At 62.3% G+C, this 16,558-nt stretch carries 13 protein-coding genes; 7 read left to right on the top strand and 6 right to left on the bottom strand.

Annotated elements, in window-relative coordinates; genetic code table 11:
- Positions 1–61 precede the first annotated feature (61 nt).
- On the bottom strand, positions 62–556 hold the full coding sequence (locus tag MTBLM5_RS10005; RefSeq protein WP_371814012.1) for a methyl-accepting chemotaxis protein: 495 nt from the start codon (positions 554–556) through the stop codon (positions 62–64).
- 49 nt (positions 557–605) lie between these two features.
- Here MTBLM5_RS10005 and MTBLM5_RS10010 point away from each other — a divergent pair, with 49 nt between their 5' ends.
- From MTBLM5_RS10010 to MTBLM5_RS10030, 5 genes are all read left to right on the top strand, one after another.
- Positions 606–2,228 carry a recombinase family protein gene (locus MTBLM5_RS10010; RefSeq protein ID WP_256367169.1) on the top strand — a complete coding sequence of 541 codons (1,623 nt, stop codon included), beginning with the start codon at positions 606–608 and terminating at the stop codon, positions 2,226–2,228.
- A gap of 206 nt (positions 2,229–2,434) precedes the next feature.
- A complete protein-coding gene (locus tag MTBLM5_RS10015) occupies positions 2,435–4,141 on the top strand; it encodes an iron ABC transporter permease (RefSeq protein ID WP_173975981.1) in 1,707 nt (568 codons plus the stop codon).
- A 167-nt stretch (positions 4,142–4,308) separates the two neighbouring features.
- Positions 4,309–5,370: an ABC transporter ATP-binding protein gene (locus MTBLM5_RS10020; protein WP_254430980.1), complete on the top strand. Its 1,062-nt coding sequence runs from the start codon at positions 4,309–4,311 to the stop codon at positions 5,368–5,370.
- 69 nt (positions 5,371–5,439) lie between these two features.
- Complete coding sequence (locus tag MTBLM5_RS10025; RefSeq protein WP_254430981.1) at positions 5,440–6,453, top strand: Fe(3+) ABC transporter substrate-binding protein; 1,014 nt, start codon at positions 5,440–5,442, stop codon at positions 6,451–6,453.
- A gap of 135 nt (positions 6,454–6,588) precedes the next feature.
- Entirely contained in the window at positions 6,589–6,984 is a 396-nt protein-coding gene (locus MTBLM5_RS10030; protein WP_173975984.1) for a (2Fe-2S) ferredoxin domain-containing protein, read from the top strand.
- A gap of 149 nt (positions 6,985–7,133) precedes the next feature.
- Here MTBLM5_RS10030 and MTBLM5_RS10035 read toward each other — a convergent pair whose 3' ends face one another.
- Positions 7,134–8,561, bottom strand: coding sequence for a plasmid recombination protein (locus MTBLM5_RS10035; RefSeq protein WP_173975985.1), 1,428 nt, complete (start codon positions 8,559–8,561; stop codon positions 7,134–7,136).
- 455 nt (positions 8,562–9,016) lie between these two features.
- Between MTBLM5_RS10035 and MTBLM5_RS10040 the strand changes: the two genes are divergently transcribed.
- Together MTBLM5_RS10040 and MTBLM5_RS10045 are read left to right on the top strand one after the other, a co-directional pair.
- Entirely contained in the window at positions 9,017–10,315 is a 1,299-nt protein-coding gene (locus MTBLM5_RS10040) for a DUF3987 domain-containing protein (RefSeq protein WP_173975986.1), read from the top strand.
- The gene (locus MTBLM5_RS10045) at positions 10,312–10,725 is read left to right on the top strand and encodes an HIRAN domain-containing protein (protein ID WP_173975987.1); all 414 of its coding nucleotides are present in this window, start codon (positions 10,312–10,314) and stop codon (positions 10,723–10,725) included. The genes MTBLM5_RS10040 and MTBLM5_RS10045 overlap by 4 nt, the downstream gene beginning before the upstream one ends.
- 176 nt (positions 10,726–10,901) lie before the next feature.
- On the opposite strand, the gene MTBLM5_RS10050 is transcribed toward MTBLM5_RS10045, so the two are convergent.
- The 4 genes from MTBLM5_RS10050 to ileS form a co-directional block, all read right to left on the bottom strand.
- Positions 10,902–12,461 carry a methyl-accepting chemotaxis protein gene (locus MTBLM5_RS10050; RefSeq protein ID WP_173975988.1) on the bottom strand — a complete coding sequence of 520 codons (1,560 nt, stop codon included), beginning with the start codon at positions 12,459–12,461 and terminating at the stop codon, positions 10,902–10,904.
- 130 nt (positions 12,462–12,591) lie between these two features.
- Positions 12,592–13,179: a DUF3035 domain-containing protein gene (locus MTBLM5_RS10055; RefSeq protein ID WP_173975989.1), complete on the bottom strand. Its 588-nt coding sequence runs from the start codon at positions 13,177–13,179 to the stop codon at positions 12,592–12,594.
- A 3-nt stretch (positions 13,180–13,182) separates the two neighbouring features.
- Positions 13,183–13,686 (bottom strand): signal peptidase II, encoded by a 504-nt coding sequence (gene lspA / locus MTBLM5_RS10060; protein ID WP_173975990.1) that lies wholly within the window; start codon positions 13,684–13,686, stop codon positions 13,183–13,185.
- 5 nt (positions 13,687–13,691) lie between these two features.
- Entirely contained in the window at positions 13,692–16,547 is a 2,856-nt protein-coding gene (gene ileS, locus MTBLM5_RS10065) for an isoleucine--tRNA ligase (protein ID WP_173975991.1), read from the bottom strand.
- Between the last annotated feature and the right edge of the window lie 11 nt (positions 16,548–16,558).

Raw genomic sequence — 16,558 nt, forward strand, 5'->3', positions numbered from 1 at the left:
CCTGGTCGAACCATCGAGGCAAAAGCCGCACCTGACGCCTTGGCGTCAGGTGCGGTCGGGATCAAGCGCCGGATTGCGCGCGCACCCTTTCCAGGAAGCGATCGGTCTCGCCGGTCAGTCCGTCGACCAGATCGGCCAGACTGCTGGCGCTCCAGATCACCCGCACGGTTCCGGCGCAGGTCTGCGCCGACGATTTCGACAGGTCGGAGACGTTCTTCGAGACGGTATCGGCCTGGTGGGCGACCTCGTCGATATTGTCGGCGATGTCGTGGGTCGCCGCCTCCTGTTGCTGGACCGCTCCGGCGATGGCCGCCGACACTTCGTCGAGCGACCGGATGATCTCGACCACGCCGCCGATCCGTTCGGCCATCTGCCGCGACGAATCCTGGACGTCCTGGACCTGGTGCGAAATTTCCTCGGTGGCCTTCGAGGTCTGGTTGGCCAGGGCCTTGACCTCTTCGGCGACGACGGCGAAGCCTTTACCGGCTTCGCCGGCCCGCGCCGCCTCGATGGTAGAGATTTGTCCTATTAAACAGAAGATAGGACGCTGGATTATGCTCCACCCTCAGCATAAACTAAGGTTCCGCTTCGCTCGGACCGGAACCATGGCTCTCGCATTTTCCTACCTGCGCATGTCGCGCCCGGAACAGATCAAAGGCGACTCGCTCCGGCGTCAGCTTGAGGCATCACGTGAGTATGCCATCAAGCACGGCCTGACCCTCAACGAAACCATGCAAGACATCGGCGTATCCGCCTTCCGAGGTAAGAACCGCACCGAGGGAACGCTGGCGGCCTTTCTCGACCTGATCCGGGACGGCGACATTCCATCGGGATCGGTATTGCTGGTTGAGAACCTCGACCGGCTGTCACGGGAGCAGGTCTCCACCGCCCTGGCGCTGTTCCTGTCGATCATCGACGCCGGGGTTTCCATCGTCACCCTGTCGGACGGCCAAGTGTATTCCAAGGCGGAAGTGGATCGGGATTTCACCAAGCTGCTGATGTCCATCGTCTACATGGCCCGCGCCCATGATGAGAGCGCCATGAAATCGGCGCGGCTGGTCGAGAGCTGGAAGGCCAAGCGGGCTCGGGCGCAAGCCGATCCAAAGGCGAAGCTCACAGGGTGCATTCCCGGATGGCTGACGCTCAACAAGGCTCGGACGGAATTCCGGGTTCGGGAAGATCGGGCGGCGATTGTCTGCCGCCTCTTCGAGGAATGTGCTTCTGGAATCGGCAGCCGGATGAGTGCGCGGAGGCTGAACGATGAAAATGTCACTCCGTTCGGGCGGGCCAAGGGCTGGCGCAACACAAGCATCCGCCAGATCCTGACGAACGAGGCGGTGATCGGGCGCTTCCAGCCCGGCGTGATGAAGGATGGGGTGCGGGTTCCGGAAGGTCCGCCCATCGAGGGCTATTTCCCGGCCATTGTGCCCGAGGCTCTGTTCTTCCGCGCCCAGAAGGCGATGACCGGGCGGCGGAAAGGATCGGCGGGGCAGGATCGGGGAACCTGTGCCAATTTGTTTCGCGGGCTTGTCAGATGCGCCTATTGCGGCGGCCCAATGTATTATCACACCAGCGGTGGCCTGCCCGAGGGGCGGGGCTGGCTGCAATGCGATATCGCCCGCCGCCGGGTTCGGAAAGATGGGGAACTCGTATGCTCCCACATCAAAACCTATCCTTATGAAATGCTCGAAAGGCACGTCCTCGCCTGCTTGCCCGATATCGACATCAGCCAGATGCTCGATTTGGAAAATCAGGCGACCGCCGCCCTGCGAGAAGAGCTTGGCCAAGTGGAGGCCCGGCTTGCCTCCGCCTTGGCCAAGCAGAAGCGTCTGGTGGCGATGGCGGAGGAGGTCGAGCCCGGTGACGGTGACGAGGTTGACGATGCCTTGGCTGGCCGAATCGCGGAATTGCGATCGGAAATCCGCTCACTACGAGCCCGCCGAAAGGAATTGGAGGGACGCCTTCAATCGACAGAGGCGGCAGTTGTGAACGGCGAGCATGAACTGATGATGGCCGCATTGGAGCACATGCAGCGCCTGGACGAGATCGACGACCGCTCGGAGCGCTACCGGGCCAGAGCCAGCTTCGCACAGGATCTGAAGCGGTTCATTGAGCGGATCGATATCAATGAAGCCTTTGCAGACGTCATTCCCCATGGCGGCGAGGGCATTGCCCTTATTCTCGATGCCAAGGCCTTCGCCGGAATGATGGAAGGGAATCAAGCGTAAAGGGTGTTCTAAAGCGCTTGCTTGGGCTATCTGACCGCAAGTGCCATGACAGCGGCCATTGGGCGGAAATGTCCGCTACGGCCCAGTTGTGCCAGATTTGGACATTCGTGCTGCCTAGCGGCCGATGAGTTGTCCGATGAGTTTGACTCTGCTTGGCATTCTCAATATTGTTCGGCAGGGAACAACCCCCTGAGCAGGTGCTTGGCATGAACGGAACGGCCCCCCTTGATACCGCTGTGGGTCCTCGGAATCCGCCTTTTTTCAAGATGGAGCGGAAATTTGGATTCGGTTCCGGGTGGGTCATATCGACGCTTTTAATCGCGGTTCTGGTTGGTGCTCCGGTGGCATTTATACTCGGCCATGTTTTCGTGTCGTCGGGTGATATATGGGGGCATCTCGCCCAAACGGTACTGCCGTTGTATATCGTCAACTCCATACTCCTCATGATCGGAGTTGGCGCTTGCGTGATGGTCGGTGGCGTCGGCACGGCATGGCTTGTCACCATGTGCCGATTTCCGGGACGGAACACCCTCGAATGGGCGCTATTATTGCCCATGGCCATGCCGGCCTATGTCGTGGCCTACACCTATACCGGCCTTCTCGATTTTTCAGGTCCCGTTCAGACGCTTCTTCGGGATGTTTTCGGCTGGAGTTCATCACGCGACTATTGGTTCCCGGAGATCCGTTCGCTGGGCGGCGCCATTGCTGTCATGTCCCTCGTCCTCTATCCCTATGTTTATCTTCTGGCGCGTTCGGCCTTTATGGAACAATCGGTCTGCGTGCTTGAAGCCAGTAGGACGCTGGGCCGAGGCCCCTGGAGCGGATTCTTCAAGGTGGCGCTTCCCTTAGCGCGGCCATCCATCGCCGCCGGAACGGCGCTGGCACTTATGGAAACATTGAACGATTTCGGAACGGTCCACTATTTCGCCGTCGATACCTTTACAACAGGGATCTACCGAACGTGGCTTGGCCTGGGAGAGCCGACAGTTGCATCCCAACTGGGGGCTGTCCTGCTTCTTTTTGTCCTAGCACTGGTGATCATCGAACGTATTTCGCGTGGTGTTGCGAGGTTTCATCATACGACGTCCCGTTATAGACGCCTGCCCGGCTACCAGCTGAGCGGATGGCGCTGCCTAACCGCCCAGTTGTTCAGCTTCAGCGGGTTGTTCTTCGGCTTTGTGCTGCCTGCGACGATCCTAGCTTGGTGGTCGCTTCGCTATAGCGTCCTCAACTTCGATTTTCTCCCCATTGTGCGCAACAGCTTCCTCTTGGCGCTGGTTGCTGCTCTTGCGGCTGTATCAGTCGGGGTCGTCATGGCTTATGCGCAGAGGCTGAGCCCTTCACCGACAACCCGCTCGGCAGTTCGCCTCGCCAGCCTTGGCTATGCGATCCCCGGTTCAGTCATTGCCGTCGGCACGATGGCTCCCCTGGCAATGATCGACAACATAGTCGCGACTTTCGTGTCCGAGCACTTCGGCGTCAATGTTGGGATGTTGCTGACAGGCAGCATTGCCGCACTGGTTTACGCATATCTTGTGCGTTTCCTGGCTGTGTCATTCAATGGCATCGAGGCGAGTTTGGCCAAGGTCACCCACTCCATGGAGGCAGCCTCCAGGACCTTAGGACAGGGAGCCTTCGGGACGTTGCGTCGCGTTCACATTCCGCTGATCAGGGGATCGCTTCTGACGGCGGGCCTTCTCGTTTTTGTCGATGTTATGAAGGAACTTCCTGCAACGCTCATCATGAGGCCGTTCAATTTCGATACGCTTGCAGTTCGCACATTCTCTCTTGCTTCAGATGAGCGTCTGATGGAGGCCGCCGCGCCGGCATTGGTGATCGTACTGGTGGGACTATTGCCCGTAATCATGCTCAGCTATGCGGTTGCCAAGTCCCGCCCGGGAGGAAAGTCATGAACAAAATATCCACCAAACCAGTCCCCGCCCTGTGTGGCCCTGGTCCACATTGCTCATTCAATCCCCATGGCGGCTGCGCAGCCGACCCTGTTCGCACGTCGCCATGCCCTCCGGGGTCAGCGTGCCTGATTATGGATCGTGTTTCATGCGCATATGGCGAGAACCGCGTGGTCGACGACGTTTTCTTCGCTGTACGGCCGGGCGAGTTGTTGTGCCTGCTAGGGCCGTCCGGATGCGGCAAGACCTCAACGTTACGCATGGCAGCAGGCCTGGAGAAGCCGGTAGAAGGGCGGATTCTGCTCAATGGCCAGTTGGTAGGTGGCCAAGGGGTCCATGTGCCGCCTGAAAATCGAAATGTTGGGTTCCTCTTCCAAGACTACGCCCTGTTTCCTCATCTCAACATCCTGGACAATGTCGCCTTCGGCATTCTCAACAAGCCCAAGGCCGAGCGTCGTGACCGCGCCATTGAGATGCTGAGACAGGTCGGCATGGATAAGTTCGCCGATGGCTGGCCACATCAGTTATCTGGCGGTCAAATGCAGCGCGTAGCTTTGGCGCGGGCTTTGGCGCCAAAGCCCATGTTGATGCTGCTCGATGAGCCATTCTCTGGGCTGGACAAGCGCTTGCGGGATCAGATTCGAGACGAGACACTGCATGTGCTGAAATCCTCTGGCGTTTGCGTGCTGATGGTCACGCACGATCCCGAGGAGGCAATGTTCATGGCCGATCGCATAGCGATAATGCGGGGAGGCCGCATCATTCAGATCGGCGAACCCGAGGAGTTGTACAGACGTCCGGCATCCTCCTTCGTCGCATCGTTCTTTGGCGAGGTGAACCGCCTCTCCGTGAGAGTTATGGACGGGGAAGCGCTGTCACCGTTCGGTTCGTTTCCCGCCCCAGACTTCAAGGATGACGAGGTGGTCGATCTGGTGATCCGTCCCGAGGCGGTGTCACTTGAAGTTGACGACGACGGCATTGCGACCGTTCTGGTGTCGCACATGCTGGGGAGATCCAATCTCATCCATATGCGCATCGACTCCGATCACGCCCCCCCCCTCCATCTTCACGCGCGAACGACAGGGAGCCTTCCACACATCGAGGGAGCCCGCATCTCGGTCACCATTGATCGATCACAGGTCCATGTTTATGCGCGGGAGGATCAGGTAGACCCCGACCCCGTACCAGAGGACGTTCCCGCACCACCATCAAATGTGGGAAACTTCTGCTGACCCGTTTTCTTGCTTCATCCCAACAAACGAGTGAGGACTTGTACAGTGACACCCACTAGCAAACACATCTTGTCTCTCATCCGGATCAGCGCCGCCGCGCTGTTCAGCATCTCTGCTTGCACCGTTTCTGCGGCCGAGGTCAATGTCTATACTGCGCGCAAGGATCATCTAATCAAGCCGATCCTCGATAAATTCACGCAGCAGACGGGCATCAAGGTTAATCTGCTATCAGCAGGTGAAGATCAGTTGATCGAAAGACTGAAAAGCGAGGGCAACAATAGCTCCGCCGATATCTTCCAGACTACCGACGTAGCTCGTCTCAACCGTGCACGGGTCGAGGGGCTGCTGCAGCCAATATCGTCGCCGGTTCTTGAGAAGAACGTCCCCACAAAGTACCGAGACCCCCAGGGCTATTGGTTCGGCCAGTCGGCTCGTGCGCGAGTGATCTTTTTCAGTAAGGACCGCGTCAAGCCCTCCGATCTTTCCACCTTCGATGACTTGGCCTCCCCGAAATGGAAGGGGCGCGTTTGCGTGCGCAGTTCGGCTTCTGCCTATAACCAATCCCTGCTGGCGGGAATGATTGCGGTCGATGGGTTAGAAGCTTCAGAAAAGTGGGCCAAGGGTGTAGTCGACAACATGGCCAGGAAGCCGCAAGGCGGCGACCGCGATCAGATTGCCGCCGTCGCATCGGGACAATGCGACATCGCCATTGCCAATACCTATTACTTCGCGGGAATGCTGAAATCCGACAAGGCCGAGGAGCGCGACGCAGCGAACAAGGTCGCGCTGTTCTGGCCAGGGCAGCAGGGGCGTGGCACGCATATGAATATCTCGGGAGCGGGTGTCACCAAGTCCGCCAAGAACAAGGCAGAGGCAATCAAGCTGATGGAGTTCCTCTCAGGAGTAGAAGCGCAGCAGTTTTACGCCGAGGCCAATAACGAGTTCCCCGTTCTTCCTGGGGCCAAGCGCTCGCAGCTCGTATCGTCCTGGGGAGATTTCAAGGAGGAGACGATCAACGTCGCCATGTTGGGAGAGAACAACGTCCAATCTATTCGTATCTTCGATCGGGTTGGCTGGAGATAATCTTCCGACGAAACGCATGACAAGCCCAGATCCAGACTGAAGGTTCTTCATTGAGAGCCTTCTATCTGGCAGGGCATCATGGTCCCTTCATATTTGGCAATTTCGCCAGATAGCGGCGGGCCGCAACTACTACACATGAAATGGTATGATCGCAGGAGGTACGGCGTGAGCGACCAGATCCAATCTCTCTACTTCCGCATGCACATTTTTGTCTGCACAAACCGCCGCCCCGACGACAATCCGAAGGGATCATGCGCAGCCCACGGCTCTGAAACCCTGCGCGAGCATCTTAAGGATGCCCAGAAGCGGCTGGGTCTCAAGGATGTGCGGGTCAATTCAGCCGGATGCTTGGATCGCTGCGGCCACGGCCCGGTGTTGGTGATCTATCCTGAGGGGATTTGGTATAGCTTCCGCAGTACTGCCGATATCGACGAGATCTTGGAAACTCATATCGTCTGTGGCAGACGGGTAGAGCGATTGATGGTGGACAAGCCTTTCTTACCTGAGATTGATTCAGAATTTAGTGATTAGCCTCTGTCTCATGGGGCCTCCAAAGAGTTTATTGGTACACGCGGCAAACATATAGTGATCGGCTTGTCGGATGGCTCCTGTGGGTCACGAAGTGCCGATGGACCGAAACCCGTTGGATGGCCGGATTTTATGAAAGCGGCCATCTGCCGCTATCTTTCCCTCCCCCGCTCCCTTTCCGGCTCCGTCATGGCGACGTCCTGGATGGTTAGCAGTGTGTCACGGAGCCAACGAACTGCCTGCCGGTGACGCTGATGGAGGGATCCGCCACCATGGAGGCGGATCCAAGCCCCAATCCCCTCGGACACAATCCGGGAGGGATTGACCAGGATGGAAACATGCCCCAGCAGCTTTGCGCCAACCTCCATGAGATACAGCATGCGCTTTCGCGCCCGCGTCACCATTGCTGCCTGCCAGCCCCCAAACTCCTTCAACTCGTCGGCATATTCGGCAAGCTGACGTTCGTACTTGGCCCATTCTTCGTCGCCCTTGCCATTGCGCAAGGCTTCCACGGCCCGCGTGTCACACTGCCATGACTCAAATTCCTGGCGGAGACCGCGGCGCTCAAGGAATGTCCCAAGATCCTTCTTTTGCGCCGTGACAATGTCATGTTCGGCCCGCACCTCGGCGAGGACAACGATGCGCTCCTGCTCAGCGGCCTCGGCGCGGCGCTGTGCTTCCTGGGCGGCAGTCTCGGCGGCCTGCGCCTTGCGCAGTGACAAATCGGCCTCGTCTTTGACAAACTTGGCAGCGGCGGCTGACAATTCCGCCGCTTGGCGAAGCGCCGTCATCTTGCCCTCCTCCATCAATGCCAGATTGCGGGCATGATGCGCCTCGACCCGCTTGTCGATGGCGGCATCCTCGTGTTGCTTGATGCGGGCGTAGTATTCCCGGATGGGCTGGTGATGGGCCTTGCTGTGACGCTGGCCCCGCTGGAGGCCGAGCGGCGCCATGGCATTGGCATAGCGGTCCTGTCGTTCGGAGAAGGCGTCCTTGCCGGAGCCGAAGACCAGATCATGGTTCAGGGTCCAGCCCATCACCGGCGCAGATTTGGTGCCGTCCTTGCGGGGACGGCCCCGGCCCTTTTTCTCCACCTTGACCGCCGTTGTCACCCAAACATGGGCATGAGGCACAGATTCATCGAAATGGGCGGTGAGGGTGACCAAATTGGCACCGAACTCCTCTTTGAGAAAGGCCACGGTCGCCACCTTCCAGGCCGTGAGCCGATCCTGATCCCAGTCACCGTCCCGCCCGGTCTGGCCGGGGCCGGCGAAGTAAGTGTGAGAGGCACTGACCAGCAGCTCGCGTGCCACCACCTGGCCGACCTTCGGCTCCAGGCCGACGGCGGCCAGGCGCACCCGCACATCCTCGACGACATAGCCGGTGCCCACCAGCGTCTCATTGAGGGCGGTTCGGGCCGGATCGATGTTCTCGCCCAACCACGAAACCGACGGATCGCGCATGGTGTGCTGGGCGGCCTGTCGCAGCGTCCCCCATGTGTGGCTCTTCCGACCATGTCTGAAAACGCAGAGAGGCCCCCTGCCGCTGCCGCCGATGTTGTCGTTCGTCGCGATTACCATGACATCCCCCCGCAAAATCTCCCCCGCCGTCGACATCGGGCGAAATTTGAAACCGGCAAGGGGAAAAATGCAGCTCGCCTAAAAGGCGGCACCTACGCCGTCGGGTTTCCCGTTCGGAAAGCCGACCTGTAGGCAAGGGCGCTGCCCTTAACCCGAAGTGTAAAATCGTGCTGACCGAAACATCCGATTCGTCGGCGCGAAGGCGATGACGAAGCGGCATCGCCGGCCAAAGCCGTAATGCCCAGCCAGTGCCGACGGGGTGCCGACGCCCTGCTGACGCCGCCAAATCGGCCCGAGAGGCGCGGATTTCCTGGGGGTCGCGGGCATTGTGCCGACGCTGACGCCGGGGTCGCCACGGAGCCGAAAACAAATTGCCAAATCCACTTGATGGCCGCCGACGGGGGCCTAGGTCAACGAAAGCGGACGACGGTGTCCGCCCCATCAGGAGACCCGCCATGCCCAAGCCCACCCGCCCTAAACGCCCCAAGACACCGCCCATCGATCCGCGACAGATGGATCTGCTCGACTTCATCGCCGCTGGCAAGCTGAACGGCGAGCGGGGTGAGACCCTGCGCGGCCTGATGGCCGCCAAGCCTGATCCGCGCAGTTGGCGCGGCACGACCATGGTTCCGCCCGGCACCCTGTTGGACCGGGTGGTGGCCCTGTTCCAGCGGACCACGGACTTCCCGCTGGAGCTGCCGGCCTTCCTTGTGCTCCACGCGTTGGCGGCCTATCTGCTGGAGCGCGAGGTTGAGATCGAGGTGGCGGGAACCAGGCTGAAGCCGGATCTGTGGTCCACCCTGCTCGCGTCCAGCGGGGCGGGCAAGACCAAGACCGCTTCGGTGCTGAAGCGGGTGATGCCCATGCGGCTGTTTCCCGAAACCACCTCGGCGGCACGCTGGATCGAGGAGATGGAGACCCATAACAAGTGCCTGTGGCTTCAGGACGAATGGGCGCAGCTCCTCAAGCGCATAGAAAGCCAGACCTGGGCGGAGGAGATGCGGGGCTACCTTCTCACCCTTCACGACAATCAGGAGATGTCGCGACGGACAAAGACAGGGTCGCTGGTCATCGAGGATCCGGCCTTGGTCATCTTCGGCACGACGGTTCTGGAGACCTTCAACCAGAACGTCTCGGTCGAGTCCATGCTGGATGGCTTCATGCAGCGATTCGGCATCATTATCGGTGATGCCGATCCGAAGCGCACGCCCGACATGTTCCCCATCTACCGGGTGGAGGAGCCGGGCAACCTCGCCCCGCTGCATACCGCCTGGGAGGCGATCGCCGCCGTGCCGCTGCACCGGACCTATACGGTGACGCCGGAGGCCGAAGCGGAATTCGAGGCCGGTTTCCGCAATCATTTCCAGCAGCACAATTCCATCCCCCCATCGTTCTTTAGGCGCGTCCTTTGGCGGGGGTTCAAGCTTGCGGTGGTCTACCACGTCATGCTGGGCAAGGCTGACGCCGACATCGACGCCGAGGACATGGGCTGGGCCATGCGAGTGGCGCTGCTGCACCTGACCGATGCTCGCCGACTACTGGACGGGTATCACCTCACCGAGTTGGAGGACATCGTGGTCAAGGCCGAAGCCTACCAGGCGAAGATCGGCCGGCGGCCGAGCAAGCGGGAGCTGATTTCCAGGGTGCGGGGAATTCGCAACAATGCCATGGCGGAGTTCGTGCTGGAGTTGATGTCACCGCTGCCGGGGGCCAATGACAACACCGGCCCGACCGATGACAAGGTCGCCGCATGAGCGGCCATGACAAGCTGGCGCGGATCAGCGCCATCGTTGACGGCAAGGATTGGCGGGCGGCGAACAGGCCGCCCCTGACCTACCGCGGCCGAGTTGCAGGAGCCTACTTCTATGATGGAGCATTTGACTGGTCGCAGCAGACCGCCCGCCAGGGCGCAAGACAGGGCGATGTGCTGGCCGCGATCAGAGAGCCCGACAATCCCTACGACCGCCACGCCATCGCCTTGTGGACCTTTGACGCCCAGGTCGGCCATGTTCCGGCGAACGTGGCCTGTGACCTGGCCCCCCTGATGGACGCAGGACACCCTCTCTGGGTCCAGGTATGGCGCGAGGCGATCACGGATGAGCCGTCCAATATCGAGATTGTCTATTTCGGTCCCGCCATTGATGAATGGCGCGACCGGCAATGACGGCGCCGGTGATTCGGGATGGCAACCGTCTGGAAGATGCCGCCCATCCCCATCCAGGCCCGTAGCAGGGGGGCGTATGACCGGTTCGGCACGGAGCACTCCATTGAGCGCGTTGCCGCTCGGGTGGTCTCCCTGCGGTGAACGACCGAGCGGGTGCGTTCAGCGGCACAGTATCATCAGGCTGCGAGGGAAAGCGGTGTCCTACACGGCGAAGATTGTACTTGTTTAATAGAACGAAACTTGGTGGCGTTCAGGGCCAGCATGCGGGTCTGCGAGGCGATGGCGTTGATCATCGACACCACATCGCCGATGGCCTGGACCGAGCCCGCCAATTGCTCCATCTGGTTGGCGGTGGCATCGACGTCCTCGACGGTCTTGCGGGCGATCGCGGTGGAGTGGGCCACCTGCTGGGCGATCTCGTTGATGGCCAGGGCCAGTTGCCGCGTGGCGTCGGCGACGCTGTTGGCGCGTTCGTTGGAGATGCGGGCGGATTCTCCGACATCAAGCGAGCGGCTGCCCGATCGCTGCGACCGGTCGGCCATGGTCTGGGCGGTGCCGCGAATGCCCAAGGTCGCATGATCCACCGCCGCCACCTTGGTCTTGACCGACGCCTCGAAATCGTCGGCCATCGACAGGATCGCCGCCGCACGGTCGCGGGCAGCCCGGCGCCGTTCCTCCTCTTGCTCAAGGCGCAGATGTTCGGCCTCGGCCATGGCGGTGCGGAAGATCTCGACCGAGCGCGCCATGTCGCCGACCTCGTCGTGGCGGTTCTGGGCGGGAATGGCGATGCCGGTCTGACCGTCGGCCAACTGCAGCATGACCCCGGTGATATCCTTCACCGGTCGATAGATCGAATGGGCCAGCAGCCAGCCGACAATGACGATGACCGCGATGCCGCCAAGCTCGATGGCCAAGCCGGTGGAGCGGGCCTGGCGACCGATCCGGTCGGCCAGGGCCTGCGACTGTTCCATGTCGGCGTGGGCCTTGGCGGACAGCGCGTTCAAGGCCGGCTCCAGGATTTCCCGGTGGGCCTGGATCATCACCTTCTCGGCGGCGCGGGCGGCCTGGGCCTGGTCGAGGGCGGTGGTGACCGCGGCGCGATAGGCGTCAAGCTGGCCGCGCAAGCCGGTTCCGTCCGCCAAACGTTGGAATTCGGCGGCCAGCTCGGTCCACGCCGCGCGGGACTCGGGGCCGGGTTTGGTCAGGGCGGCGGCTTCGGCCCGGCGCATCGACAGGAACGCCACCGACAGGCGCGGCTGGTCAAGTCGGCGAACCGCCTCGTCGATCCTGGCCCCGGCCGGGCCGTCGCTGGCGTCCAGGCCGGCGGCGATCTGCAGGCCGACCATCGTGCGAAAGCCATCGACATAGCGGCCGACGCCTTCGCGCACCTTGGCCGCCAGGGCCTGCTGCTCGGTCTGGTCGGCCGGCAACCGGGAGGTCAGTCCGTCCAGGGCGGCGGTCATGGCGGCGACCGCTTGGGCGTGCTCCCGTTGCGATTGGGCATCGTGGCGAAGCAGGAAATTCTTTTCATGCCGCCGGGCTTCCAGCAATCCGACCGCCAGCTTATCGACCTCATCGAGAACCTGGCGTTGGGTGCTGGCCGCCTCCAGGCTGGCTTCGACCTGATGGCGGCTGACGGTCTGGATTGCCGACGAACCGGCGAAGACCAGGCCGGCCAGGACCACCAGCAACCCGATCTGAACTTTCAGCGAAACGCGAGATAGCAGGCTCTGCATGCCCCCCTCCATCGGAAAAGGGAATCGACAATAACCTGTAGTTTATATCCGGAGGGGGTGTGGCACCACCGCGCGACCCCGGCCTGGGCCGGGCGTCAGACCTGCAAGCCAGGCATAGCGGCTGTCAGGATCAGTCGAAAATGCCTTCCAGGACGCCCTTCTTGCGCCGTCCGATGCGCGGGGTATCGCCTTCCAGGGTCGAGCGACCGAGCGCCTGGTTCTCGCGCAGGCGCTGGGCTTCCTTGGCGGCGTCCAGCTGTTCGCCGAAGCCGGGGCCGGCCGGCTTTTGCCAGAACACGATCTTGTCGGCGAAGCTCTTGTCGGCCTCGGCGATCGACTGGGTTTCCTTGTTGATCAGCATGCGGATGTTGGGCTGGATGTTCTCCGCCCCGGCCTTCTTCAGCAGGGCGACGTCGCCCTGGGTGCGGCCTTGGGTGGAAACCGGCGTGACCTGACGGGCGTTGCCCAGCAAAGCCTGGCGGGCCTGGTCGCGGGTGTTGCCTTCCTGCGGCCGGGCGGCGCCGGGTGACGGCGGGCGCAGGGCGAAGTCGGGCGGCATCGCCAAGGGGGCGCGTTCGACCACCTGGAACTCGTCGGGGACCGATTTCTCGAAGCCCATGCTTCGCTTGACGCTGTCGCAGCCGGACAGCAGAACGACCATTACCCCGCAGGTCAGCAGGGCGGGCAGGGGGCGGCGGAAGAGGGCGAGCATCGTCATGGCCTAATTCTTATCCGAGTTCCGGCGTGTGAACAAGGAATCCAATATCAACAGCACGGCGCCGATGCTGATGGCCGAATCGGCGACATTGAAGGCCGGCCAATGATAGCCGGCGACATGGACGTCCAGGAAGTCTGCGACCGCGCCCCAGCGCAGCCGGTCGATGACATTGCCCAGCGCGCCGCCGATGATGGCGCCCAGCGCCAGGGCGACCAGCGCGTTCTCGGCCCTTTTCAGCCACACCGCCAGGCCGGCCGAGATGGCCACCGACAGCACCGACAGAACCAGCCAGTTCCAGTCGCCGCCATTGTTGAAGATGCCGAACGACACGCCGCGGTTCCACGCCATCACCAGATCGAAGATCGGCAGGATTTCGACCCGGACCGGGCTGAAGAAGGGGGTGTCGGTCACCCCCTCGGGCCGCATCACCCGCTCGACGATCCAGTATTTGGACACTTGGTCGAGGATGATGATGATGGCCGCCAGGCCCAATCCGCGTCGCAACATGGCCGTCAGCCCGCCACCGCTTCGGCGCAGCGGGCGCAGATTCCGGCGTGGGCTTGGTGGCCGACCTCGGGCAGCACCTTCCAGCAGCGCTGGCATTTGTCGCCCTCCGACGGGCGCGACACCACGCCGACACCGTCGATGTCGGGCAGGCGGAACGCCTCGGCCGGGGCCTCGCCCTCGACCACCAGCATGCCCGAGGTGATGGCAAGTTCGGCCATGTCCTGCCCTTGGATGGCGGCGGCCAGGGCGCCCTCGACATAGAGGACCGGATTGGCCTGCAGGCTGGAGCCGATGCGCTTGGCGGCGCGTTCCACTTCCAGGGCGCCGGTGACGACGCGCCGCACGCTGCGGATATTGTCCCACTTGGCGGCCAGGTCCGGGTCGGCCCAGCCGGCCGGGATGTCGGGGAAGGTTTCCAGATGGACCGAGCCGTCTTCCGACGGATGGCGGGCCAGCCAGGCTTCCTCGGCGGTGAAGCAGGCAAACGGGGCCAGCCACTTGCACAAGGAATCCAGCACGATATCGAACACGGTACGGGCGGCGCGGCGGCGCAGGGAATCGGGCCGGTCGCAGTACAGTGCGTCCTTCCTGATGTCGAAATAGAAGGCCGACAGATCGACGGCGCAGAAATTGTGCAGCTCGGTGAACCAGCCGTGGAAGGTGAAGTCGTCGCAGGCGGTCTTCAGCCCGGCATCCAACTCGGTCAGGCGGTGCAGCACCCAGCGTTCCAGCTCGGGCATCTGGTCGGGCGCCAGCTTCTCGGCGGGGTTGAAGCCGTCGAGCGCGCCCAGCAGATAGCGCAGCGTATTCCTGAGTCGGCGATAGATATCGACCTGGGTCTTCAGGATTTCCGGGCCGATGCGCAGATCGTCGGAATAATCCGAGCCCACCACCCACAGGCGCAGGATGTCGGCGCCTTGGGTGCCGACCACGTCCTGCGGGCTGACGACGTTGCCCAGCGACTTGCTCATCTTGCGGCCGTCCTCGTCCAGGACGAAGCCGTGGGTCAGCACCGCGTCATAGGGCGCCCGGCCACGGGTGGCGCAGCTTTCCAGCAGCGAGGAATGGAACCAGCCGCGATGCTGGTCCGAGCCTTCCAGGTACAAGGATGCCGGCCAGGCCAGGTCCGGCCATTCGTCGCCTTCCAGCACGAAGGCGTGGGTGCAGCCGGAATCGAACCACACATCCAGGATGTCGAACACCTGCTCGTAATCGGCCGGGTCGCGGCCTTCGCCCAGGAAGCGCTCGGGCTTCGAGGTGTACCAGGCGTCCGATCCCTCGGCCTCGAAGGCGGCGACGATGCGGTCCATCACGGCGGCGTCGCGCAGGGGCTGGCCGGTCCTTTTGTCGACGAAGACGGTGATCGGCACGCCCCAGGCGCGCTGGCGCGACAGGCACCAATCGGGCCGGCTTTCGATCATCGAACCGATGCGGTTCCTGCCTTGCGCCGGCACGAAGCGGGTGTCGTCGATGGCAGCCAGCGCCTTCGCGCGCAAGGACGTGGTTTCCATCGACACGAACCATTGCGGCGTGGTGCGAAAGATCAAGGGCGCCTTGGATCGCCAGGAATGCGGATAGGAATGCTCGACCTTGCCATGGGCCAGCAGGGCACCGCAGGCCTTCATCGCCTCGATCACCGGCTTGGCGACCGGGCTGTAATACTTGCCGTTCTTGCCCTGGGCCAGCACGGCCTGGCCGGCGAAGATCGCCACCGACGGGTAATAGGTGCCGTCGGGCTGCACGGTGTCGGGCACGGCGATATTGTTGGCCCGGCCCAGATGGAAGTCGTCCTCGCCATGGCCGGGCGCGATATGGACGAAGCCGGTGCCGGTGTCGGTGGTGACGAAGTCGCCCTCCAGCAGCGGCACGGCGAAATCATAGCCGCCGGCGGCCTGCGGATGATTGCGAAGCGGATGGCGGCAGATGGTGCCGGCCAGGCCAGAGCCCTTATAGGTTCCCAGAACCTCATAGGATGCGAAACCGGCATCCTTCTGGACCTGTTCCAACAGCGGTTGGGCCACCAGCATGCGCACGCCTTCAAAGGCATGCGGGCCGGCATCGGCGGCGAAGCCCGACGGCGTGACCAGCACATAATCGATGTCGGCGCCGTAAGCCACGGCACGGTTGCCCGGCATGGTCCACGGCGTGGTGGTCCAGATCACCACCTTGGCGCCGACCAGTTCGCTCTTGGGGCTGGTCTCGACCGGGAAGCCCACCCAGATGGTGGTGCTGGTATGGTCGTGATACTCGACCTCGGCCTCGGCCAGGGCGGTCTTTTCCACCACCGACCACATCACCGGCTTGGCGCCCTTGTACAAGGACCCGTCCAGCAGCACCTTGCCCAGCTCGCGGGCGATGGTCGCTTCGGCCCGGTTGGTCATGGTGGTATAGGGATGGTTCCAGTCGCCGCCCACGCCCAGACGCTTGAATTCCTCGCGCTGGATGTCGATCCATTGGCGCGCGAACTGGCGGCATTCCTCGCGGAACTGCACCACCGGCACCTGATCCTTGTCCTGACCGGCCTCGCGGTACTTTTCCTCGATCTTCCACTCGATCGGCAGGCCGTGGCAGTCCCAGCCGGGAACGTAATGGGCATCCTTGCCCAGCATGGACTGGGTGCGGTTGATGACGTCCTTCAAGATCTTGTTGAGCGCGTGGCCGATATGCAGGTGGCCGTTGGCGTAGGGCGGGCCGTCATGCAGCGTGAACTTGGTCTTGCCCTTGCCGGCGGCGCGCTGACGCGCGAACAGGCCGATCTTTTCCCACCGCGCCAGCAGCTTGGGCTCGAGCTCGGGCAGGCCGGCCTTCATCGGGAAGTCGGTCTTGGGCAGGAAGACGGTGGCTTTGATATCGACGCTCATGGCGGTGCTCG

This window comes from Magnetospirillum sp. LM-5 (genome assembly GCF_902729445.1).
Lineage (GTDB): Bacteria > Pseudomonadota > Alphaproteobacteria > Rhodospirillales > Magnetospirillaceae > Magnetospirillum.

Coding starts and splice junctions, on each gene's coding strand:
- MTBLM5_RS10045 (WP_173975987.1), top strand. CDS start 10,312: ATGAGCGGCCATGACAAGCTGGCGCGGATCAGCGCCATCGTTGACGGC.
- MTBLM5_RS10035 (WP_173975985.1), bottom strand. CDS start 8,561: ATGGTAATCGCGACGAACGACAACATCGGCGGCAGCGGCAGGGGGCCT.
- ileS (WP_173975991.1), bottom strand. CDS start 16,547: ATGAGCGTCGATATCAAAGCCACCGTCTTCCTGCCCAAGACCGACTTC.
- MTBLM5_RS10030 (WP_173975984.1), top strand. CDS start 6,589: ATGAAATGGTATGATCGCAGGAGGTACGGCGTGAGCGACCAGATCCAA.
- MTBLM5_RS10010 (WP_256367169.1), top strand. CDS start 606: ATGGCTCTCGCATTTTCCTACCTGCGCATGTCGCGCCCGGAACAGATC.
- MTBLM5_RS10055 (WP_173975989.1), bottom strand. CDS start 13,179: ATGACGATGCTCGCCCTCTTCCGCCGCCCCCTGCCCGCCCTGCTGACC.
- MTBLM5_RS10015 (WP_173975981.1), top strand. CDS start 2,435: ATGAACGGAACGGCCCCCCTTGATACCGCTGTGGGTCCTCGGAATCCG.
- lspA (WP_173975990.1), bottom strand. CDS start 13,686: ATGTTGCGACGCGGATTGGGCCTGGCGGCCATCATCATCATCCTCGAC.
- MTBLM5_RS10040 (WP_173975986.1), top strand. CDS start 9,017: ATGCCCAAGCCCACCCGCCCTAAACGCCCCAAGACACCGCCCATCGAT.
- MTBLM5_RS10050 (WP_173975988.1), bottom strand. CDS start 12,461: ATGCAGAGCCTGCTATCTCGCGTTTCGCTGAAAGTTCAGATCGGGTTG.